This is a genomic window from Acinetobacter sp. PW68 (assembly GCF_020982655.1).
Lineage (GTDB): Bacteria > Pseudomonadota > Gammaproteobacteria > Pseudomonadales > Moraxellaceae > Acinetobacter > Acinetobacter towneri_A.
The window spans coordinates 1,745,301-1,767,572 of the sequence record NZ_JAHZSX010000001.1; the positions used below are offsets into that span (position 1 = coordinate 1,745,301).

Genomic DNA, 22,272 nt, shown 5'->3' on the forward strand with positions numbered 1-22,272 from the left:
CTTTACATGATAAAACCACATACACCTTACAGCGTATGTGGCTTTTGAGTGAAATCAGTTTTGTGTAAGAAATAATGCTGTTTTACACAGCGTAGATTTAGAAACGAACTTGATCCACATCTATTTCAATACGTTTTGCAGGTTTATGATCAATATCCACTTCACCGATTAAGGTAACAGGCGTTTTGGCAGAAATTGCTTTGCCATTCCATAAATCATCATCAATATCGACTGTAATGGTGCCTGTGTTATCACGGAACTGATATTTTTCATCACCAATAGATTTCACCACATAACCTTTTAACTGCACTTTACTGTCATCTTTCAGGCTTAATGCTTGTTTTACCGTTACATTTTGATGTAGTGCTTGGGTGTTAATGCTGTCGTTTGCCATAGTGATTGAAGCCGTTGCCATTAAACCTGCCATCAACATTGCTTTCATTGTAAATTTCATTGCTTCACCTTTTTGTGTTGCTCATTTCGTTATGGTAATTAAAACAAAGCAAGATGAGCTGAATCTTAAGATTTCCATTTTTTTAAAATTCATTTTTAAAAAGTTTGAATCTGCTAATTTAATGGCACTACGCGCAACACTTCCTCTAAAGTGGTCACACCTTCTAAAACTTTACGCGCGCCCGCAATACGTAACGGTTCAATGCCCTCTTTTTTAGCTTGCTGACGTAATTCATTTAAATTGGCATTAGCGCTGATGAGCTGTTTGGTGTTTAAACTTAAAGGCATAAATTCATAAATTCCGACCCGACCTTTATAACCTGTTTGACGACATTCATCGCATCCAATAGGTTTAAACACTTGTGCTGGCATTTCCATAATGTAGTCAAAGGTCAAATGTTCCCAATCTTTTTCATTTATTGAGCCTTCCTGCTTACAATGTGGACACAGCTTACGCACTAAACGCTGTGCCAAGACACCTAAAATTGTGGCAGCAGTCAAAAATGGCTGCACCCCTAAATCATGCAAGCGAGTCAAACTTGAAGGCGCATCATTGGTATGCAATGTCGATAAAACCAAATGTCCTGTCAGTGCCGCTTGTATCGCCATATTTGCGGTATCCTGATCTCGAATTTCCCCGACCATAATAATGTCAGGGTCTTGACGCATTAAGGCACGCACACCATCGGCAAAACCTAAATCAATTGCAGTATTGACCTGCATTTGGTTAAAACTCGGTTCTAACATTTCAATCGGATCTTCAATAGTGCAGACATTGACTTCGTCGGTGGCCAATTGCTTTAGCGATGAATACAACGTGGTGGTTTTACCCGAACCTGTAGGGCCTGTAACCAAAATAATGCCGTGACTATGTGCGGTCAGTGCATGCCATTCATTCAACAAACGACTATCAAAACCCAATTGCTGAAAACTGCGTACCAATACTTCGGGGTCAAAAATACGCATCACCAGTTTTTCACCAAACGCCGTTGGCAAGGTCGATAAACGCAGTTCGGTTTCTTGCCCTTTTGGAGTGCGGGTTTTTAAACGTCCATCTTGCGGTTTACGTTTTTCGGCTACATTCATACGCCCTAAAATTTTAATCCGTGAGATGACTGCTGTGAGTGTATTGGCAGGCATGTTATAGATCGTATGCAACACGCCATCAATACGAAAACGTACTTTGCCTGTGTCTTTGCGTGGTTCGAGATGGATATCACTTGCGCCTTGTTCAAAGGCAAATTGCAGCACCCAATCCACCAACTTCACAATATGTTGATCATTGGCATCTGGGTTTTGGGTATCGCCCAATTGCAATAAAGCCTCGACCCCTTTATTTTCGCGATCATGTGCAGAAGATTTTTGCGATGAATGTACTGCACGACTCACTTGGTAATATTCAATCAAGTAGCGCTGTAATTGATCTGGGCTGAGTAAAACCCGCTGAATTTTTTTGGGCAATAAACTATGTTCTAAGTTAGCAACCCATTCTTTTTTATAAGGTTGATCTGTCGCAATTAATACCGCATCTGCAGTCACTTCTACCGCTAAAATACGGTTATGCAGCGCAAATTCCTGCGACATCACAGCAGTTAAAGCGGCAACATCGGCTTTTAATGGATCAATAATATAAAATGGCAAGCCTGATTTATCAGCCAGCCATTGGCATAAACGGTTTAAAGTTAAAGTGGTTTGGGGATGGCTTTGATCGACCAAATTAAAGTTGGCAATCCATTGTAGTGGATGCCATTTTAATTGATCACGTTGACGATGCGTGGTTTGGACCAAAGCCTGATCACGTTCAGTAATTTTGCCATCTTTGACTAATTGTTCTAAGCACCAAGTACTGTCTATTTCAAAATTAAAATTCATTGTTATATGCCCCAAAATCTGGGTTTACTATAGCAGAGTTTGCTTTCAAGGCTGAATGACTTCTTTCACACGGCAATCTTGTATAGTTCGATTAAGCCATAATTTTAGAGCAAAAATAGATTCATAAATGGCGATCAACTCATTTCAAATATATGATGTTTAAAATAACACCTTGTATTTGGAATGTTGCTGTGGATTTTCTGACTCCTCCATCTTTGGTTACAACCAATTTTCCCGAACTGCTCACCATGTTTGCAGCAGCACTCGGTTGTGGCTTACTGATTGGGTTAGAACGCGAACGCAGTAAAAAAAATGGACAACATCACCATTTTGCAGGCGTGCGTACCTTTGGTATTTGCGCATTACTCGGTGCAATTTGCTTCTTATTGGGCATGAGCATTGCCATTGTGGGTGCACTGATTGTTGGCGGAATAGGCTTATATTCCCTTAAAAACCAAACCGAAGATGACCCAGGTGCAACCACCGAACTTGCCTTCGTGATGACCTATTTTATAGGTGGATTGTGTTTATGGAACATTCCACTTGCTGCGGGTTTATCTGTCATTTTGACAGGTTTACTGATGACCAAACACACTATGCACGGCATTGTCAGTCAATGGATTACCGAAGCAGAACTGCGTGATGGCTTGTTCTTATTAGCCTTAGTGCTGATTGCTTTACCACTGACGCCCAATACCCCCTTGTGGGGCAATGTGCTTAATCCTTATGTGATTTTAAAATAATTGATTTTAATTTTAAGTGTGCAAGCGTTGGCACATATCGCCAAACGCTTACTTTCAAGCAGCAATGCCCTCATGTTATCTGCGATTGCTTCAGGTTTTGTATCAAGCACTGCGACCATCGCTAGTTTAGGCATGGAAGTGCGAGCGGGTCGTGGTGAAGCACGTGTCAATGCAGGTGCAGCACTGATGTCTTGCGTGGCGACTTTAGCGCAAATGTTGATTATTGTGGCAGGTGTCAATCTGGCGTGGTTTAAATTATTAATTATTCCAAGTTTGGTCGGAATCACGATTTTGGTTGTCGCGGGTGTGTGGTTGCTTAAACAGCATAAAAGTACGGCAGTGGCAAAGCCAGAAACCGATACCCGTATGTTTAGCCTTAAAGAAGCAGCAATTATTGTGGCAACCTTAACAGCAATTCAAGCCATGGTTTACGGCTTGGATCAAACCCTCGGGGATACAGGTTTAATTATTGGTACTCTGCTCGCCTCTTTATTTGAGGTTCACGCTGCAATTGCAACCGTGGTGATGCAAGGTCCACCAAGTCAACAAGTACTTTTGTATGCCTTAATTTTAGGTGTGGTGGCACATGCAATTGCTAAATGCGTCAATGCCGCACTCATTGGTGGCCTGCGCTTTGCGCTGTATTTCGCCCCTACCCAAATTTTGCACATTCTGGCGTTGGTGGCGATTTTATATATGCAGGTTTAATCGACAGTGATTAAAACAATATTAAGGATGTGTACCGCGTCCTGATCGACACGGAAACTGACATCAAAGTCTGCAAAATTTATGGTGTAAATTCGTTCAGCATCATCCTGATATGCAGGTCGTGGATCTAAAGACAAGACCTGTTCCAATTCCTGCGCAATTTGTGGTTGCAATACGCCAGCGCTGAGTAACTGATTTTTTTGCGCTTCGGCTGTGTCCATCCATAGCACTGTTTTTCTTATGGGTTCGTCTTGCGCATAGCCACTTTGTGCATCAGGCACGGCATCTGAATATTGAATATAAGGCTTAATATCCAAAATAGGCGTGCCATGCAGTAAATCTGCCCCGGTTACATAAACTCGCAATGACTTACCCACTTTTTTGACCTGTTTAAATTGCACTACAGACAAACCAATCGGTGCAGGACGATACATGCTGCGCGTCGCAAATACACCTAATTTTTGATTGCCACCCAAACGTGGCGGACGTACTTGCGCACGAAAACTAGGGCTTTGCTGTTTCTGTAATGTTTGATGCGTATCGGTTTGGTTTTTATTGTCGTGAAATTGCCATATTAACCATAAATGACTAAACGCTTCGATCCCTTCGAATGCCAACACATCGTTATATGGTGCTTGCATTTCAATATACGATTCGACCTGTACCAGATTGGGTTGACGAGGAATACCAAATTTTTCTCGGTAGGGAGAGTGCATAAATCCGATTATTGGCATTTTTAGATCAGTCTTCATCACTTTTTCTGATAAGCTCAATTAAATATATTCAGTTTATAGAGAATGATTTTAGATTAGAATAGCAAGCTGTTCTAATTTGATAATTTATTGAGACCTTTAATGGCTGCTTTCAACGTCGAAAAGATTACTCACGTACACCACTGGAATGACACTTTATTCAGTTTTAAAACGACTCGTGATACTGCACTACGTTTTAAAAACGGTCAATTTGTGATGATTGGTCTAGAAGTCAATGGCAAGCCTTTAATGCGCGCTTACTCAATTGCCAGTGCTAACTATGAAGAAGAGCTAGAGTTCTTCTCAATTAAAGTACCCGATGGCCCTTTAACCTCTATTTTACAAAAAGTAAAAGTGGGTGATGAATTACTGGTTTCTAAAAAACCAACAGGCACTTTGGTGCTGGATGATTTAAATCCTGGTAAAAATTTATACTTGCTTTCTTCAGGTACAGGTCTAGCTCCATTTTTGGCGACCATCCGTGATCCTGAAACTTATGAACGCTTTGAAAAAGTAATTGTGGTTCACGGTACACGTTTCATTTCTGAATTGGCTTATCAAGATTTAATTCTAAATGAATTGCCAAACCACGAGTTTTTCCAAGAACTTGGTATTCGTGAAAAACTGGTGTATTACCCAACCGTTACACGTGAAGAATATCCAAACCAAGGACGTGTGACCACAGCTATTGAATCGGGTGAACTCTTTGAAAAAATTGGTTTGCCACGTTTTAACCCTGAAACTGACCGTGCCATGTTATGTGGTAGCCCTGCATTCTTAAAAGATGTTGCAGCATTACTTGACCAACATGGTTTAAAAGAATCACCACGTATGGGTGAATTGGGCGATTACGTGATTGAACGTGCTTTCGTTGAAAAATAAGAGCTATTGAATCTAAAAAACCGAGCTAAATAGCTCGGTTTTTTTGTCATTGGCATCAATTAACGTACGCTACGACCTTCTTGGTTAGCACGTCCTTCACAGTGTGCACCGCCGCCAATTACAAACCCACGCTCTGCCTGACATGAACCAATCATACGACCACTCGAATCATACGTTGTCACTTTTGAAGCACAACCTGTCATCAAAATAGCCGCCGTTAATGCGATTAAACTAGAAATTTTCATTGTATTACCCCTCTAAAAAATTAGTCTTGTTGCAGTGAAATCTGCGAATTATTTGGTATGGTCGGCAAGAAACCCGTGCGCTCATCTACTTTAGAATAGTTAATGCCTTGTATGTTGGCACCACCATAACACACAGCTTTCGCCCCCAAAATAAAACCCTGTGTAGCAACACATGAACCAATCACTTGCCCTGCAGTATCATAAGTCACTACTTTAGAACTACAGCCAGCCAAAGCAATTAAGCTTGCTATAGAAAATAAGTTAATTAGTTTCATTTAACCCTCAATTTAAAATAATTAAATATTATTCGTCGTGAAAATTCTTTTTAAACACATCAATTTATTTTTAATTTTAGTTATATATTATTTTTTTGTAAATAACAATTTGAAATAACTTATCGTTATTTTCACTTCAAATTTTAAAATTGTTGCAGCTACAAAAATTAAAAGCACTCCATCTATATTACTCAGATCAGATGGAGTGCTTTTTACGTTTATTCTTTACTCAGGTACATTCATTCTTCGTTCAACCAACGCTTGCTGAATCACATGATACCCCGCTGTTAAGCCCAAACTTGCCATAATCACGGCTACAACAAGGTCTGGAATCAAACTACCCGTACCAAATACACCCACTGCCGCCAAAATAACTGCGAAATTACCAATCGCATCATTACGGCTACATAACCACACCGATTTCATATTCGAGTCGCCATCACGAAATGCATATAAAATCAATGCAGTAACCACATTAGCCAATAAGGCAATAATCCCAATAATACCCATGGTGATGGCCTCAGGTGGAATACCTTGTATATAGGCATAGATGACTTTAGCCATCACCACCACACCAAACAATGCCATAGTGATGCCTTTGAGCAAAGCCACAGTAGCGCGCCAATATAAACTTGCACTTAACACCGCAAGTGAAATCCCGTAATTGACTGAATCACCAAAGAAATCTAGCGAATCTGCCCACAGGGATGATGAATGGGCATAGGCACCACCAATCAACTCGATAAAAAACATGCTGAGATTGATCACCAATGCAATCCATAACGCGGTTCTAAATTTACTATTCGGTTTGATTGGCGCAGGCTCATGACTACACGTACATGCCATAGACACACCTTCTTTCAAAATGAAACTGTTTCGATTATGCTCATTTAAAACTATAGACTTAGTCCAAGGTCAAGCATGGCACAATATTTAATTCATGAACTGGCTAAAAAAGTTGGTGTCAGCACAGATACAATTCGCTTTTACGAAAAGAAACACTTACTCAATCCCAGCTTTCGTGCCGAAAATAATTATCGCTATTACAATGATGATGCTCTCAAGCGTTTGATTTTTATTAAGCGTTGCCGTGCTTTAGATATGAACTTAAAAGAAATTGAAGCCTTAATTGAATTAGAAAAACAGCCAAAGCAAAACTGCTGCGCCGTGAATGAATTAATTGATGAACATTTAAGGCATGTAGCAGATAAAATTGCCGAGTTGCAGCATTTTCAGCTACAACTTCAGCAACTTAGACAAGCCTGCACCACGAAAACGACCATTGATGATTGTCAGATTTTAAAACGGCTCGAAGCCGAATAATCACGCTCCAAGCTTTTTAAACATGGTTTTGCGTATTTAAAATTGAATTATTAAGACTTCTGGTTAACACGCTTCGACAACTGCTCGGCAGTTTCCACACGCTCAGAATAACGATCTACCAAATATGCAGCTTGCCCGCGCGTCAGCAAAGTAAATTTATATAACTCTTCCATTACATCGACAATACGGTCGTAATAGCTAGATGCTTTCATGCGACCATCTTCCTCAAACTCTAAAAAGGCTTTAGGAATAGAAGACTGATTGGGGATGGTGATCATCCGCATCCAACGTCCTAAAATACGTAATTGATTAACACTGTTAAATGACTGCGACCCGCCACACACCTGCATTAAAGCAAGCGTTTTACCTTGTGTGGCACGAATTGCACCTGCAGCAAGTGGAATCCAGTCAATTTGTGCTTTAAAAATCGAGCTCATCGAACCATGACGTTCTGGGCTACACCAAACCATACCTTCTGCCCACGCCAACAATTCATGCAGCTCTTGAACTTTGGGGTGTGAAGCATCACCATCTTCAGGTAAAGGTAAACCTTTAGGATGGAAAATTTTGACCTCAGCACCAAAGTGCTCCAAAATTCTGCCTGCTTCTTGTACCGCCAAACGACTATAAGAACGCTCACGGTTTGAACCATACATCAATAAAATTCGTGGCGGATGGTTTAACGGCTTTGCCTGCACCTGTTCAAAACTTGGTGTAGGCAATAAATCTAAATCAATATTGGGCAATAACATGCTGCATACTCTTACAACTAAAATGGGCAGTGAATACCCAGGTTTTTATCTTCAACCTCAAAATGAAGAAAATTACTTTGAACTAATGAATGACTCATTTTGATAAAACTTTTTACGCAGCCATAAAGACACACTCACTAAAGCAATCAACACAGGCACTTCAACCAAAGGGCCAATAATCGTGGTAAATGCAACGGGAGAAGCCAAGCCAAACGTTGCAATGGCAACAGCAAGTGCTAATTCAAAATTATTCCCTGCTGCGGTAAAGGAAATGGCGGTCGTCCGTGGATAATCATTGCCCATCCATTTGCTCATAAAGAAGCTAATAAAGAACATGGCAACGAAGTAAATAATCAATGGAATGGAAATGCGTAAAACATCCATCGGCAAGCTCAGTACTTCAGCGCCTTTTAGTGCGAACATCGCCACAATGGTAAATAGCAATGCCAACAGACTAAATGGGCTAATTTTGGGTAAAAAAGACGTTTGATACCAATCTAAGCCTTTGCTTTTCACTAAAATCAAGCGTGTTAAAAAGCCCATCAAAAAAGGAATACCCAAATAGATTAAAACAGCTTGGGTGATTGTCCAAAAACCAACATCAATCACTTGTCCTGCCACGCCAAAATACGGCGGCAAGAAACTCAGAAACAGCCATGCATAAGTACTAAAGAATACAATCTGAAAAATACTGTTAAACGCAACTAATGCAGCCACGTATTGGTTATCACCACAAGCCAAGTTGTTCCAGACCAAGACCATCGCGATACAGCGTGCCAGACCAATTAAAATCAAACCTGTCATATATTCAGGATAGTTTTGCAAGAAAATAATCGCCAAAGCGAACATCAAACACGGAGCAATCAACCAGTTTTGTACCAAAGACAACAACAAGGTTCGGCGGTCTTTAAACACTTCTGGCAAAGCTGCGTAATCGACTTTTGCCAATGGTGGATACATCATCAAAATCAAACCAATCGCAATGGGAAGATTGACTGTTCCCACACTCATTTGATCTAAGCTTGCCGATACTGCAGGAAATACCACGCCAATCGCAACACCTAGCCCCATGGCAATAAAAATCCATAAGGTCAGATTACGATCTAAAAAAGAAAGTTTGGACTGTGCCATGTGCTTACTCGCAATGTGTTGCAATTGTAGGGTTGATGTGCGTCATCGGGCTGACATCTTGCTGCGAAATAATATTTAAAACAGCAAACGCCCATTCGGGTAAATCTGGGTTCAAACGGTAATACACCCACTGCCCCTGACGTTGATCGAGCAAAATAGATAAGTTGCGTAACAACGCCAAATGACGTGATATTTTCGGTTGATTTAACTGCAATTGTTCTGTCAATTCGCACACACAAATATTGTGTTGAGCCATCACCAATTTCAGAATGTCCAGTCGGGTTGGGTCTGACAAACATTTAAAAAAATCAGTTTGATTCATTTTTTATCTGCACTTCAATATTAACTATTGCGAATATACGCATATCCATATATAAATGCAATATTGAAATTTTATCGACCTAAAACGAGTCACTACGCATGAGTAACACTATCAAAATTTTTCATAACCCTGCCTGTGGGACGTCACGCAACACTCTAGAATTAATTCGAAATACAGGACAAGAACCTGAAATTATCGAATATTTAAAAACACCACCTACACAGGCTGAACTTGCTAGCATGATTCAACAAGCAGGTTTAAGTGTCCGCGATGCGATCCGTAAAAATGTTGAACCATACGAACAGTTGCAGCTTGAAGGCAGCTCACACAGCGATACAGAATTAATTGCATTGATGGTCGAGCATCCGATTTTAATTAATCGTCCATTTGTTGTGACCGAGTTGGGTGTAAAACTGTGCCGCCCTTCGGAACTGGTCTTAGATTTACTCAGTCAACCACAACTAAAAAGCTTCAGCAAAGAAGATGGTGAAGTGGTGATTGATGAACAAGGGCAACGAGTGCGTTAAAACGCTTTCATCATTTAAAAATTGATTATAGGTGATCAGTCAGATTGGTATTGAAAGTCCCTACTCTTGCATTCCGTATGGCACAGGATAAAGAACTTTCAATATCAAGATTAGCCCAGCGTTTCAGCACGAGTTTTCTTCTGAATCCCGAGCTATTTACTAGGTTGAATCCTAAATTTAGATTCATACAATAAAGCCATATTTCTGCTATTGCTTTTTGATCATGGTCATTTCCCACGTCACCGAACTTCTTTCTCCTGCTGGTTCTTTAAAAAACATGCGCTATGCATTCGCTTATGGTGCAGATGCAGTCTATGCAGGTCAGCCGCGTTACAGTTTGCGCGTGCGGAATAACGAATTTGATCATGACAATTTGGCAATTGGTATTCAAGAAGCACATAAATTAGGCAAAAAGTTTTATGTGGTGGTGAATATCCAGCCGCATAACAGCAAACTCAAAAACTTTATTCGTGATCTAGAACCTGTAGTTGCTATGCAACCCGATGCGCTGATCATGTCTGACCCAGGTCTGATTATGATGGTGCGTGAAAATTTCCCCGACATGCCTGTACATTTATCGGTACAAGCCAATGCGGTGAACTGGGCAACGGTGAAATTCTGGCAAAATATGGGTTTAACCCGTGTCATTCTTTCGCGTGAATTGTCAATTGAAGAAATAGAAGAAATAAAAAATAAAGTTCCTGGCATGGAAATTGAAGTATTTGTGCATGGTGCGCTGTGCATGGCCTATTCAGGTCGTTGCATGCTTTCAGGCTATATGAATAAACGTGATGCCAACCAAGGCGCATGTACCAATGCCTGCCGTTGGGAATATAAAATTCACGATGCAAAAGAAGATGAAACAGGCGACGTAATTCCTGTCAAAAATCTTTCTGAATCTGCCGATGCAGATGAACAACACATGCAGGCACAGCATCAATTTAACGAGCCTGTGTTATTACAACGTAATGATGAAGATATGTTTGCTGCTGAAGAAGATGAACACGGCACTTACTTTATGAATTCTAAAGATTTGCGTGCAGTGCAACACGTTGACCGTTTAACTAAAATGGGCATCCATTCATTAAAAATTGAAGGTCGCACCAAATCTTATTTCTACTGCGCACGAACTGCACAAATTTACCGTAAAGCCATTGATGATGCGCTTGCAGGCAAACCATTTGACCCTGCATTGATGACTCAATTAGAAGGCTTAGCTAACCGTGGTTATACCGAAGGTTTCTTGCGTCGTCATGTGCACAGCGAATATCAAAACTACGCAACAGGTTCATCAAATTTTGATCATCAACAATTCTGTGGTGAAGTCTTAGAACGCAATGGCGACTACATTAAAATTGATGTAAAAAATCGTTTTGTGGTAGGTGACTCTTTAGAATTGATGACACCACAAGGCAATATCTATTTTACTTTAACTGAAATTAAAGATAAAAAAGGCAATTTGATTGAAGATGCCAAAGGTTCAGGGCATATTGTAGAAATCCCTGTACCTGCAGATGTCGATATGCGTTATGCCCTGCTGATTCGCAACTTGCCAAATTCGACTGCAGATATTTCTGCCTCATCCTTGGCTTATCAAGCCAACTAAGTGGCAATAAACTAAGCGAGTATTGCGATGGCACTCCTGATTACCGACCAATGCATCAATTGTGATATGTGCTTACCCGAATGCCCGAATGAAGCGATTTATGAGGGGGATAAGGTGTATGAAATTGATGTGGCGCGTTGTACAGAATGTGTGGGGTTTTATGACTACCAAACCTGCGTTTCAGTCTGCCCAATTGAATGTATTATTCCGCATCCTGAGCATGTCGAAACCAAAGAGCAACTGCAGGAAAAGTTTAATCAGCTAAATTTATTTGGAATAAATAATAAGGCTAATTAGACTGAAATGAATCCAACTATAGTAAAGCAAACTGGATGTTAAAAATAAAAAAAGAACTGAATTGTTAGCCGACCCAGTTCTTAAAACCAAAAATAGAATAAATAAACTTTTAATACTGTCCGATAACGCAATTTACTGAACATAGCGCCTGAGTATTGGGGAACTCAGGCGCTATCTTTTTAGCGAATACATTTAAGGATGATTCATCCGCGTATTCAGATGTATTCGTTCAGACTTATTGACCTGAACGAATGATGTAATCAAATGCTGAAAGTGATGCTTTCGCGCCTTCACCTGTTGCAATGATGATTTGCTTGTACGGTACAGTTGTACAGTCACCTGCGGCAAATACACCTTTTACATTGGTTTCGTTGCGCTCATTAATCACAATCTCACCACGATTCGTCAACTCTACTTTTGACGCTTTTAAGAAATCCGTATTTGGTAATAAACCAATTTGCACGAAAATTCCTGCAAGCTCAACAGTATGCTCAACATCTGTCGCGCGGTCTTTATATTTCAATGCAGTCACTTGCGCACCATCACCAATCACTTCAGTCGATAATGCATTGGTAATTACAGTGATATTTGGCAAGCTGTTCAATTTGTTTTGCAAGACTTGGTCTGCACGTAATTTAGTATCAAACTCGACCAAAGTCACATGCTCTACAATCCCTGCAAGGTCAATCGCTGCTTCTACACCTGAGTTACCACCACCAATCACTGCAACACGTTTGCCTTTAAATAATGGGCCATCACAGTGTGGGCAGTATGCCACGCCACGGGTACGGTATTCTGCTTCACCTGGTACATTCATTTCTCTCCAACGTGCACCTGTAGATAAGATCACCGTTTTCGATTCAAGTGTTGCACCATTTTCCAAAGTCACTTCGACCAAACCATTGGCAGTTTCATCAGCACCTTTAATGGCAGATACTTTTTGTAGATTCATAATATCTACATCGTATTCACGCACATGCGCTTCCATTTCTGCCGCAAACTTTGGACCTTGTGTTTTTTGGATAGAAGTAAAGTTTTCAATATCCATGGTGTCCATGACCTGACCGCCCATGCGCTCAGCCACAATACCTGTACGAATACCTTTACGCGCTGCATAGATTGCAGATGTATTCCCAGCAGGGCCGCCACCAATTACCAAGACATCAAAAGCTTCTTTGGCATTCAGTTTAGCTGCATCTTTGCTTGCAGCATCTGTATCTAATTTAGCTACAATTTCTTCCAAAGTCATACGACCTTGACCGATGTGGTTGCCATCTTGGAATACGATTGGCACAGCCATAATTTTGCGCTGCTCAACTTCTTCTTGGAAGAATGCACCATCAATCATGGTTGCTGTTGTGCCAGGGTTGTAAATCGCAATGAGGTTCAAAGCTTGTACAACGTCTGGACAGTTGTGGCAGCTCAGCGATACAAACACATCAAAGTGAGATGAAAGATTCAATGCTTTGATTTGCGTTAATACTTCATCCGATACTTTTGGTGCATAGCCAGAAGTTTGCAATAACGCCAAAATTAATGAAGTGAACTCGTGCCCCATTGGTAAACCTGCGAAGAATACGCGCGGTTGCTCACCTACTTTTGCAATCCCAAAACTTGGTACACGTGTATTGTTACCGTCAAAACGTGCTGTAACTTGTGGTGAAAGTGCCGCAATTTCTTCAACCAATTCTTTAATTTTGGCTGATTTATCAGAACCATCTAAAGTCGCCACAAGTTCGATTGGGCTTTCAAGACGTTCTAATAAAGTTTTAAGTTGTGCTGAAGTATTTTGGTCTAACATAGCTAACGTCTCCAAGGGAGTAAATTTATTTGTTAAGGTTATCTTACGAAAAATAGTTACATAGGGGAAACGGTTTATTTTTATATTTATGATCGTTTTTTTGAATGATTGCTAAATTTTTAAAATATAAATTCAGCAACTTTGTTCCAGCATCGAAAATGTAGCTAACGTATTCATATTCCACAATAACATATTTTATGCTTGACTGCTGCAACGATTATTATCCTCTACTTTTATTCCAAATGTTGTTGAATCCGCTGAATACGTTGCTGTAGATGTCGCGATAAAAACCACAGTACCGCAGAGAGGATTAACATAAACACCATCACCACGAAATTCAAATAATAAGCAAGTCTATTTAATTGTTCTGCTTGCTGCACTTGTTTCTGTACGCTTTGCGCCATAGGTGTTAAAGCTTTGCCATAAACTTGCTGTTGGATCGCCCACAATTGTTCAGGTTTAAAGCCATATTGTAAAAATTCCGGATCTTGCTGCTCGGCTTTGACCAAAGTTAATACTTGTGGAATGGCTGCATCTTTATCTGCAGGATGGTGCAATAAAGCTGTTTGCGCCAACAAGTAAGCTTTAACAGGCATGGCCATGTCTGCATTTTGTAAATAACGCGCCAATTCACTTTCTTGAATGTGCTTTTCATAATGCACAATTTTAGCATATACCTGCTGCGTATCATCTTGTCGGTCATGCTGCACATAACTCAATGCCGACCAGAGTAAGATAAAACTCAGCAACCAAGCTACAAACTTCAAGACAAAGGATTGAAAGCGTACGTAGAAAAAACGAATTTTCCTAAGTAGATGAACTAAAACGAATGCACCCATAAACGACACAGACAGTTTTAAAATCAACCAACCAAACCAGCTCAATAAGCTGAAAAAATAATCAGGTTGCTGCCCTAAATTTGCCAAAGTCGCATCGACACTTGCAGGCATGTGTAATTGCTGAACTTCAGTGCTTAAACCAAAGAAGCTATAAATCACATCTTGCTGAATAAAAAAGCCAATTGCCGATATAAGCACCACCGTCATAGACAGCACAGCCAAAAAACTGAGCTTTTTTTGGCGCTGCTGTAATGCCACAACACCTGTTTTTAGTTGCTGTGGCTGAATGGCATATTCATCAAGTGCGGGCAAATCCGACTCCTTTTCAGGTAAATTTCAGATTAAATGAAGTCATTGTCAAACACGTTTATTCACCAAACTGTTGGCTTGATCCAATCACCAATTGATTTAGATTCTCTTGCAAGGCTCGTAAACGCGTAGTCGCTTCTGCACGTTTTTGCATGCCTTCTTTTTGTACCTGAATCACATCGTTCACAGTTTTAATGAGGGTATTTTGTACGTGTTCAAGGGTTTCAATATCAATCACCGAACGCTGATTGGCTTTGGCAGTATCCACCGAGTTTTGATGCAATAAATCTGCATTACGGCGCAGTAATTCATTGGTGGCATCATCAATACTGTTGGCCAGTTGCACACTGTTTTTCTGCTCATTTAAAGAAATCGCCAAACTAATCTGGTTTTTCCACGCAGGTAAGGTAATGTTTTTAATCGCATAAAATTTATCGACCAACATTAAATTATTGGACTGGATAATCCGAATCATCGGCAAAGTTTGCATGGCAGATTGTTGCAACACCTGCAAATCACTCACCCGCTTTTCTAAATTATTAGCAAGATGATTGAGATCATAAATTTTTTGAGTCGTGGTCTGATCCTGCGGCTGCGCGGAAAATTCAGAAATTTGCTGCTGAATTTCCTGCTGTTTTAACTTACCTGCTGCAATATAAATCCCCAATTGTTTATATTCATCTTGCACACCATGAAACATTTTATCCAGTGTATCTACACGGTTTTTTAAACCATTTTGTGAGCTTTCAATTTCTGTGACCAGACTATCAATTTGCGCTTTGGTGCTGTTAAAGTTTTGATCAAAACTTTGTTTAGCGCCTTTTAACTTATTGAATAAACCACCCAAAAAGCCACTGCTTTTGTTTGGATTTAAAATACTGTTGGTATTTAACTGCTGTGCAACCTGCACCACCTGATTCAGCTTTTGCCCTGTGACATCCAAATCCTTATTTTGCACCAAACCTAAAAGCTCATCGGTATAACTTGACGTTTTAGTGGCGATATTTTTGCCATATTCTGCAACCGAATGATGGCTAAGATCGCTTAATTCTTTACGCGCAGCCAGCACCTCCTGAAAGTCATCAGGCTGTAAGCCAATTTCCTGCAAATTGAGTTGCTGAAATTGTTGCTGAGTCTGTTCATCACTCACTTGCACAGCGACGTTGCGTTGTTCAGAAGTTGTCATATTTCGCCTCTATCTAATCAAAACCATGCCTTATGATTGCGCAGGTTTTTCTAAGGATTTTTTTAATGTCTTAATTAAATGCTCACGACTTTGATCCAGCTTTTCTAGCTGACTGTGTGAGCCACTTTGCTGACTTTGTTTGACATGATATTGCCATGCAGGAATGAGTACCTGCTGCGCTTCTTTAAAGCGATCTAACAAACTAAAAGAGAGTTGCTGTGAAAGTTGCATTTGAGTAATCGCAATATCATTACTACTTTGCAAAGTCTTTAAACTATAAATTTTCTTGGCCAGTCGTTCGCTAAAATTATCCAAAGGATGCTGATTGCGCACAAATCGTGGATATTCCAATAAAAATTCATCGGCAGCTTGAATATATTTCGCCATTTGCTCACGCAAACCAACCAACTGCTGAAAACGTGATTGTGATTTCTGAATTTCAATTTGCAGCTTTTGACTCAAACGGTCTGCTTGCCCTAACAAATGATCTAGGTTTTTATAATATTGCACTTGCCCCGCGCCATATTCCAAATCTATGCCTAGCCACTTTTGTAGTGCATTAAACTTACGTTGCTTTAACACTTTTTTAGATTTGCCAAGCGCCTGAATCAACTGCTCAATGGTCACACTCAATTGCTGGGTTAAATGTGGATCTACCCCATCCAATAAAACTGACTGCGCTTGAATCACCTGATCTGCATAATGATTTAGACGATATTGATCATTCAACAACGGTACTAAATCATTGCGTTGAATCGCCAAAAGCTCAGCACGATCCACCGTAATCTCTTGCAAAGGCAGCAACACTTCAAACTGAGCCATAGACCATCACAACCCTCTTTACATGATTTTATAGTACGTGTTTTTCGGCTAAGGTCATGTAATATTTTGCAATTTTTTATTTCGATCTGCTTAAATGCTTTTTTATAGATTCGCATAACATCAGTCACAAGATGCCTGATTCAAAACACCAGTGCATAAAAAAGCCATGATCAACATGGCTTTCAATGTTCCTAACGCAGGATGATAAACAGATTATAAATAATCGCCTTCACGCTCTGGCTGATACAAAATCTTCTCAATTTTGACTTTCATCATATGACCATCGGGCTGTGGCCATTCAATTTCCTGACCTTCAGCTAAACCTAAAATGGCAGTCCCGACAGGTGCAACCACATTCACCTGCCCTTTCTCACCTTTAAAGTCATGCGGATAAACCAAGGTAATTTCAGTCGGTTCTTTTGCAGGTGCAATGGTAATCAATGCGCGGGCATTCATGCTCACCACATTATTCGGTACATCTTGTGGCGCAACCACTTCAGCACGTGCCAATTCATCTTCTAGATGTTGCATCGTTGGCGTCAATTTAGGTTGATGCTCAAGCATCGTTTCCAAACGGTGCAAATCTTGTTCTGAAATAATAATCTTTGGTCTAATCATTTACTTTTATTCCTGTCATTCCGACAATACTGTCATCATCAGCTTGCCTACAATCATATTCAATACGCTTAAGTTATAACAGAAATTCAGCTTATTGAACGAAAAATCAATTTTTTACATCCATAAAAAAAGCCCCAAATGATGAGAATATAGTAAATTCTATGTAATACTCTGAGTGACTGACTGAAAGTCCTTTGAATACTATATTTCAGAGGACTTTTCACTATTACATACTGTGTAATGGTGTGTGTAAAAATCAGAGGCGCTAATTAAAGTGTCTTGCAGGATCAGAGGCAGTATTATTTTGCTAACCGCTTATAAAGTTATAAGAGCACAACTGAGAACTTAGGCATCATCATACTAGCTGCAACTCATTTCTGGGCAAAAGCCAGTCTCATCAAATCTTTTTCACTTGTATGTTTAGTAACAAAATTTGAGGAACCGCGCAAAACGATTCCTCAAAATACCATAGCTATCTCGGCTCATCTTGAGATTAACGATTGAATCTGCTGGCGAACATCACGGCCTTGCCCGTCTTGTTCAACAGCCATAATGAAAAGACATTTCTCATTGCTTAGTTCTGCCCATTTATCACCGATAGCACGTTTTTCCGCTGAGTCGTCATTAGTTACATAAGCTTCTCCTTTGTACTCGACAACTAGCATGCGACCATCGTTAAGCTCACATACAAAGTCTGGGTAAAACTTGCTATGAGCCAGTGGCAGCCAAAATGAAGCTTGATCTCGGCGTACAAGGTTGCGAATCCAGTGTTTTACTTCTGGTAGGCCGTCTATTGCTATGGCACATTCATATTCCTCCCCTGTAGCTTTTAAATCCTCAATAAGGTTCTGCGGAAAGTAATGCTTCTGGAATTTATAGCGACCAGAATAGTAAGGTGGACGAGATGGGTAGTGGCTCGGCTCGAAGTTGTACATGAACTCATCGGATACACACGCTGTACTTTCAGCACTGAACAAGCACGCTTGATATCCAGCTTGCTGAGCTTGCTTTCGGTATAAACGGATAAGATCTCGTATAGCACGTGCCAATGGAAATTTGTTGCGAACCAAAGCTGTAAGGGACAAGTTAGGATTTTGAAGCAAATTTTTGACTAGACGGCCCAAGAAGCCAACAAGTTGATGCTGTAGGACATCTGGCTGTCTCAGCTCCCTGTCTAGCCATCGAACGAGATCTTGCTCTGTTACGTCAACAAAGCCTTGGTTGAAAGCGATGATTTCCTTTTGATCGGCAACCTTATAAGTGAGAGACTTACCGTCCATGTCAATAGCAAAACTATTGCTAGTCTCGTTCATTACAAAGTTGGTCAACTCTGCTGAGTAGTCGAGCAGATTCCAGCTATGTGCGTGAAGAAAAACTTCTGATTCAACAAGCTCCAACTCGCCTTGTTCCATCATGCACAGATAAGGAAGTGAGCCGAATTTTTCCCCACGTTCTGAAGGTGCCTTCATAGCTTCAATAGCCTGATTATGCACTCGAATATCACGTTCAAAGGCTTCACGCTTTTTACCCGCTTTTACGTGCTTCGTTAGCGCTTTTTGTATGCTTGGTGAAACTTCGCCTGACACTTTGACCACTGCGGTGTCAGTTTGCTCATCACGAGTCATCGTGATCTGCTTCTTCTCTGACTCAGAAAGCTCTGTTAGATCTGGTAAATCTTCAACCTCTACAACAATAGCAGGAGGTGGTGTCGGTTTTACTTGAGTTTGCTCCTGCTCACCACCGAATAGATCCCCTTGACCCCCCGTCGGAGCTTGCTCACGTAAAAATGCTGCGATCTCCATTTCCTCAAAACCCATAGCGATGAGCTTATCCGTCAGCTCTTGAGCTGCTTTTGCAAACTTCGACGTCGCAAGATGCGCATAAGCACGGTTCAAATCTTCAATGGTTCGACGGCGGGCGTAAGGCATACGCAGTACACGGCCAAGTAACTGTTCAGCATCTTTACTAGACGACACTTGCTTCACCGAACAGAATACGTAGGCAAAAGCGCAATCCCAACCTTCTTTCAGGGCTTCGATAGTGATGATGTATTCGACCGGGCAATTTTGTTCGAACAGGTTAATTCCATCTAGCTCTCGCTGGCTACCTGTTGCGACCGCAATCTTATCTTCATCAATGTTAAGCTGATTTATAAGATGATCTCTAAGTAACTCGACAGTCACCTCGCCATTTTTGTTTTCAGCTTGGAACAAGGCTATGGGGCGGATGTAGTCTTCGTCTTTTTGAGCATCCGTCTGAAGTTTGTTACGAGTGATCACAGCATCCTGAACAGCATCTTGCCAATTCTGATGTTCCGTCAAAACAATCGGCAATTTAATCATCTCTTCGGCTTTCAGTTCGGAAGCTGAAACATGAAACAGAACGTTACTACCGTTTGCGCTAGTGGTGTTTGGTGTAGCGGTAAATTCAATGACAGCGGCAGGATGGACTCGTCTCAACGTATCAAAGGTTAAGCTGGTACGAGCATTATGAGCTTCATCCACGATCACAACTGGCCGATATAGGGCCAATAGGTTGGCAAAAGAGAATTTGATATTACCAATTTCACGACTGCTCAAACCGTTCTCTTGTACATCAGCCTCAGAAACCCTCTCCAGCAACGGCAAGGAAGGGTGGTTTGCAGGAATCTTGGCAAAGTGCGGCTCAAAGTTTTCGTGATAAGCGTAAACTTTGCGTCCAGAGGTGTCGGAAACTCTCAAGTTAGCTAAAGTCGATACCACTACAATCGCCTTGCTACCTAAGTCTTGTGGACGTATTTGAGTCACTTCATCAATATCGAGCACCAGAACTTGTCGATTGAAAGCAGCATCAAGCTTTTCACGATAAGGGTGACCTGGTGTTTTCAACGCTTCTACTGTTTGCTCGCGAATCGTGATGCTTGGGACTAGCCATAGAGCAATAGGAGCTTCGGTCTCTAGGTGATGACGTGCAGCAACTTCAATAGCATATGAGCCAAGAACAGTTTTACCACCGCCTGTTGGAATGCGCATACAAAAGTACGGGACTTGCTCGAAACCATAATCACGGTAAGCGTGTGAAGGGAGTTCTTGTTCTTCCAGAGCTAACTTATACGCTTCTTCAACACTGTCACTACTGAGGCAGTGAGAGAGGAAAGATTGCATCACATCAACGGCACGTTGTTGATAACCTTTTAACTTAAACATACTGTGGGTTCCTTATCAATGAGTGCCGACGTCGTATGGGATCTGCTTGAACGTGATGTTCGCTTGTTTCAAGCGAGCCTCACCCAAACGGCTTGATTCACCGTAGATCACGATGCGTTCATGTTTACCGATATCTGGTAAGTTGTTGAGTACTTTGCTTGTTAGTACATTGCCACCTGCTGGTCGGCGATCACCTAAGATACCGTTATAGAGCAAGTAGTATGCGGTATCGTTATGAACACCCAGTAATGGAGTATCGGCTTTGTTACCAAGTGGTGTTTTTGTTTCTAAATACCAGATATGCGACGCCAAGGTTGGAAACTTAATGTCGGTATTGAGGCAGCCATATTCGTCGAATACAGCTTCACCCAGCTTATAGAATCTGAATCCGCCACCACCTTGCCAGTTATTGCTCTCAGACACACCAACCTGTTGTCCATCTACAACCTGCTTTAATCTACTTTGGCAATGTGTTTGTGCGTGTTCACCAATCTCCACGCCAATGAATTTACGCCCCATTTTATGAGCTACGGCAGCAGTAGTTCCTGAGCCAAGAAAAGAGTCTAGAACTAAGTCCCCCTTATTGGTGGCTATATGAAGGATACGTTCTAACAGTCTTTCAGGTTTTGGTGTGTCAAACGCATTTTTTTTGCCAAAGATTGCATGAATTTCTTTTTTGGACTCATCAGTGTGTCCAACTTCATCACTAGGCCACCAAGTCCAGGGGGTTACACCTTCAACCTCTGACAGGTATCTAATGACGTTTGGCTGACTGTCTCCCTTTTTTCCAAAATAAATACGACCTTCTGCCAGCAATTTCTTAAAAGTAGCTTCTGCCAATCCCCAGCAACGTCCTTCTGGTGGGTAATGTACTTTGCCGCTTGGAGCTGTAATTGGATAGAATTGCTCAGCTGTTGCGTGCCCTGCTTGTGCAGTCATTGGTATTCCACGCCAGCGGCCCTTAGGGTCATTGTTGGGGTTTTTATAAACTTTTGCTTGTTCTTCGGTTAGTGGAACTTTATTTCTTAGTTGCTTGAACAGTTGCGGCTTTTTGGCATAAACAAAAATGTACTCATGGACATCCCCAATCGCTTCACGATTTTCTCGCGAATATCGCTTTTGCCATACATTCGAAGCAATGAAGTTACTGCGACCAAAAAGCTCGTCGCAAATTACTTTAAGATAATGAGATTCCCTGTCATCGCAAGAAATCCAAATGGAACCATTATCTGCCAGTAACTCCCATAGCAACTCAAGCCTTGGGTAAATAAGAGTCAACCATAGACTATGTTCCAAATTATCATCGTAGTGCTCAAATGCGCTACCAATGTTATAAGGAGGGTCGATGTAAATGCACTTGATCTTTCCTGCGTAATGAGGAATTAGAGATTTTAATGCCTCTAGGTTATCTCCTTGAATTATTAAATTCTCATTATCTTCGCAGCCATAAGATAGTTCAGGTATTTCTTCCAAGAGCCTGTAAGTGCATTTTTTAGACATTGTTATAGCTTCGTCTTTGTTAAGCCAGTTCAAAATTGGCATCTTAGATCCTCAAATTTTATCTACGTCTAAGCCAGCTTGTTTCAATCGGCTGGTAAGGTTTCTCATTTTGCTAAATTCGGTG

21 protein-coding genes and 1 pseudogene are annotated in these 22,272 nt (G+C 40.9%); 6 read left to right on the plus strand and 16 right to left on the minus strand.

What is annotated here, in order from left to right; translation table 11 throughout:
* Nucleotides 1–97 precede the first annotated feature (97 nt).
* Nucleotides 98–454, minus strand: coding sequence for a NirD/YgiW/YdeI family stress tolerance protein (locus tag K1T76_RS08355; protein ID WP_070152328.1), 357 nt, complete (start codon nt 452–454; stop codon nt 98–100).
* Between the two features lie 113 nt (nt 455–567).
* Nucleotides 568–2,325 carry a GspE/PulE family protein gene (locus tag K1T76_RS08360; protein WP_230245136.1) on the minus strand — a complete coding sequence of 586 codons (1,758 nt, stop codon included), beginning with the start codon at nt 2,323–2,325 and terminating at the stop codon, nt 568–570.
* A gap of 248 nt (nt 2,326–2,573) precedes the next feature.
* On the opposite strand from K1T76_RS08360, the pseudogene K1T76_RS08365 reads away from it, so the two are divergent.
* Nucleotides 2,574–3,776: pseudogene (locus tag K1T76_RS08365) on the plus strand (MgtC/SapB family protein).
* Here K1T76_RS08365 and tsaA read toward each other — a convergent pair.
* Nucleotides 3,773–4,528 (minus strand): tRNA (N6-threonylcarbamoyladenosine(37)-N6)-methyltransferase TrmO, encoded by a 756-nt coding sequence (gene tsaA, locus K1T76_RS08370; protein WP_034606831.1) that lies wholly within the window; start codon nt 4,526–4,528, stop codon nt 3,773–3,775. The pseudogene K1T76_RS08365 and the gene tsaA overlap by 4 nt on opposite strands.
* 102 nt (nt 4,529–4,630) lie before the next feature.
* Between tsaA and K1T76_RS08375 the strand changes: the two genes are divergently transcribed.
* The gene (locus K1T76_RS08375; RefSeq protein ID WP_019836662.1) at nt 4,631–5,410 is read left to right on the plus strand and encodes a ferredoxin--NADP reductase; all 780 of its coding nucleotides are present in this window, start codon (nt 4,631–4,633) and stop codon (nt 5,408–5,410) included.
* Between the two features lie 59 nt (nt 5,411–5,469).
* Here the strand turns inward: K1T76_RS08375 and K1T76_RS08380 are convergent, their stop codons facing one another.
* The 3 genes from K1T76_RS08380 to K1T76_RS08390 all read right to left on the minus strand — a co-directional run bounded on the left by K1T76_RS08380 (nt 5,470) and on the right by K1T76_RS08390 (nt 6,776).
* The gene (locus K1T76_RS08380) at nt 5,470–5,655 is read right to left on the minus strand and encodes a hypothetical protein (RefSeq protein WP_004972947.1); all 186 of its coding nucleotides are present in this window, start codon (nt 5,653–5,655) and stop codon (nt 5,470–5,472) included.
* A 20-nt stretch (nt 5,656–5,675) separates the two neighbouring features.
* A complete protein-coding gene (locus tag K1T76_RS08385) occupies nt 5,676–5,930 on the minus strand; it encodes a hypothetical protein (RefSeq protein ID WP_019836661.1) in 255 nt (84 codons plus the stop codon).
* Nucleotides 5,931–6,155: 225 nt separating this feature from the next.
* Complete coding sequence (locus tag K1T76_RS08390; protein WP_070152334.1) at nt 6,156–6,776, minus strand: cation transporter; 621 nt, start codon at nt 6,774–6,776, stop codon at nt 6,156–6,158.
* Between the two features lie 75 nt (nt 6,777–6,851).
* On the opposite strand from K1T76_RS08390, the gene K1T76_RS08395 reads away from it, so the two are divergent.
* Nucleotides 6,852–7,253, plus strand: coding sequence for a MerR family transcriptional regulator (locus tag K1T76_RS08395; RefSeq protein ID WP_070152337.1), 402 nt, complete (start codon nt 6,852–6,854; stop codon nt 7,251–7,253).
* A 50-nt stretch (nt 7,254–7,303) separates the two neighbouring features.
* Here the strand turns inward: K1T76_RS08395 and arsH are convergent, their stop codons facing one another.
* The 3 genes from arsH to K1T76_RS08410 all read right to left on the minus strand — a co-directional run bounded on the left by arsH (nt 7,304) and on the right by K1T76_RS08410 (nt 9,458).
* Complete coding sequence (gene arsH / locus K1T76_RS08400) at nt 7,304–8,005, minus strand: arsenical resistance protein ArsH (protein ID WP_070152340.1); 702 nt, start codon at nt 8,003–8,005, stop codon at nt 7,304–7,306.
* A 72-nt stretch (nt 8,006–8,077) separates the two neighbouring features.
* Complete coding sequence (arsB, locus tag K1T76_RS08405) at nt 8,078–9,136, minus strand: ACR3 family arsenite efflux transporter (RefSeq protein ID WP_070152343.1); 1,059 nt, start codon at nt 9,134–9,136, stop codon at nt 8,078–8,080.
* 4 nt (nt 9,137–9,140) lie between these two features.
* On the minus strand, nt 9,141–9,458 hold the full coding sequence (locus K1T76_RS08410; protein ID WP_070152346.1) for an ArsR/SmtB family transcription factor: 318 nt from the start codon (nt 9,456–9,458) through the stop codon (nt 9,141–9,143).
* A 98-nt stretch (nt 9,459–9,556) separates the two neighbouring features.
* Here K1T76_RS08410 and arsC point away from each other — a divergent pair, with 98 nt between their 5' ends.
* The 3 genes from arsC to K1T76_RS08425 all read left to right on the plus strand — a co-directional run bounded on the left by arsC (nt 9,557) and on the right by K1T76_RS08425 (nt 11,888).
* Nucleotides 9,557–9,985: an arsenate reductase (glutaredoxin) gene (gene arsC / locus K1T76_RS08415; protein ID WP_070152349.1), complete on the plus strand. Its 429-nt coding sequence runs from the start codon at nt 9,557–9,559 to the stop codon at nt 9,983–9,985.
* 223 nt (nt 9,986–10,208) lie between these two features.
* Entirely contained in the window at nt 10,209–11,591 is a 1,383-nt protein-coding gene (gene trhP, locus K1T76_RS08420) for a prephenate-dependent tRNA uridine(34) hydroxylase TrhP (protein ID WP_230245137.1), read from the plus strand.
* A 27-nt stretch (nt 11,592–11,618) separates the two neighbouring features.
* Complete coding sequence (locus K1T76_RS08425) at nt 11,619–11,888, plus strand: YfhL family 4Fe-4S dicluster ferredoxin (protein WP_019836654.1); 270 nt, start codon at nt 11,619–11,621, stop codon at nt 11,886–11,888.
* Nucleotides 11,889–12,123: 235 nt separating this feature from the next.
* Here the strand turns inward: K1T76_RS08425 and ahpF are convergent, their stop codons facing one another.
* The 7 genes from ahpF to K1T76_RS08460 all read right to left on the minus strand — a co-directional run bounded on the left by ahpF (nt 12,124) and on the right by K1T76_RS08460 (nt 22,190).
* Complete coding sequence (gene ahpF, locus K1T76_RS08430; RefSeq protein WP_019836653.1) at nt 12,124–13,689, minus strand: alkyl hydroperoxide reductase subunit F; 1,566 nt, start codon at nt 13,687–13,689, stop codon at nt 12,124–12,126.
* Between the two features lie 233 nt (nt 13,690–13,922).
* On the minus strand, nt 13,923–14,840 hold the full coding sequence (locus tag K1T76_RS08435; RefSeq protein WP_019836652.1) for a hypothetical protein: 918 nt from the start codon (nt 14,838–14,840) through the stop codon (nt 13,923–13,925).
* A 55-nt stretch (nt 14,841–14,895) separates the two neighbouring features.
* Nucleotides 14,896–16,023, minus strand: coding sequence for a toxic anion resistance protein (locus K1T76_RS08440; RefSeq protein ID WP_019836651.1), 1,128 nt, complete (start codon nt 16,021–16,023; stop codon nt 14,896–14,898).
* A gap of 30 nt (nt 16,024–16,053) precedes the next feature.
* Entirely contained in the window at nt 16,054–16,845 is a 792-nt protein-coding gene (locus K1T76_RS08445) for a hypothetical protein (protein ID WP_019836650.1), read from the minus strand.
* Between the two features lie 213 nt (nt 16,846–17,058).
* Complete coding sequence (rnk, locus tag K1T76_RS08450; RefSeq protein WP_004972920.1) at nt 17,059–17,463, minus strand: nucleoside diphosphate kinase regulator; 405 nt, start codon at nt 17,461–17,463, stop codon at nt 17,059–17,061.
* A 482-nt stretch (nt 17,464–17,945) separates the two neighbouring features.
* The gene (locus K1T76_RS08455) at nt 17,946–20,648 is read right to left on the minus strand and encodes a DEAD/DEAH box helicase (protein WP_180112497.1); all 2,703 of its coding nucleotides are present in this window, start codon (nt 20,646–20,648) and stop codon (nt 17,946–17,948) included.
* A 15-nt stretch (nt 20,649–20,663) separates the two neighbouring features.
* Complete coding sequence (locus K1T76_RS08460; protein ID WP_180112498.1) at nt 20,664–22,190, minus strand: site-specific DNA-methyltransferase; 1,527 nt, start codon at nt 22,188–22,190, stop codon at nt 20,664–20,666.
* Between the last annotated feature and the right edge of the window lie 82 nt (nt 22,191–22,272).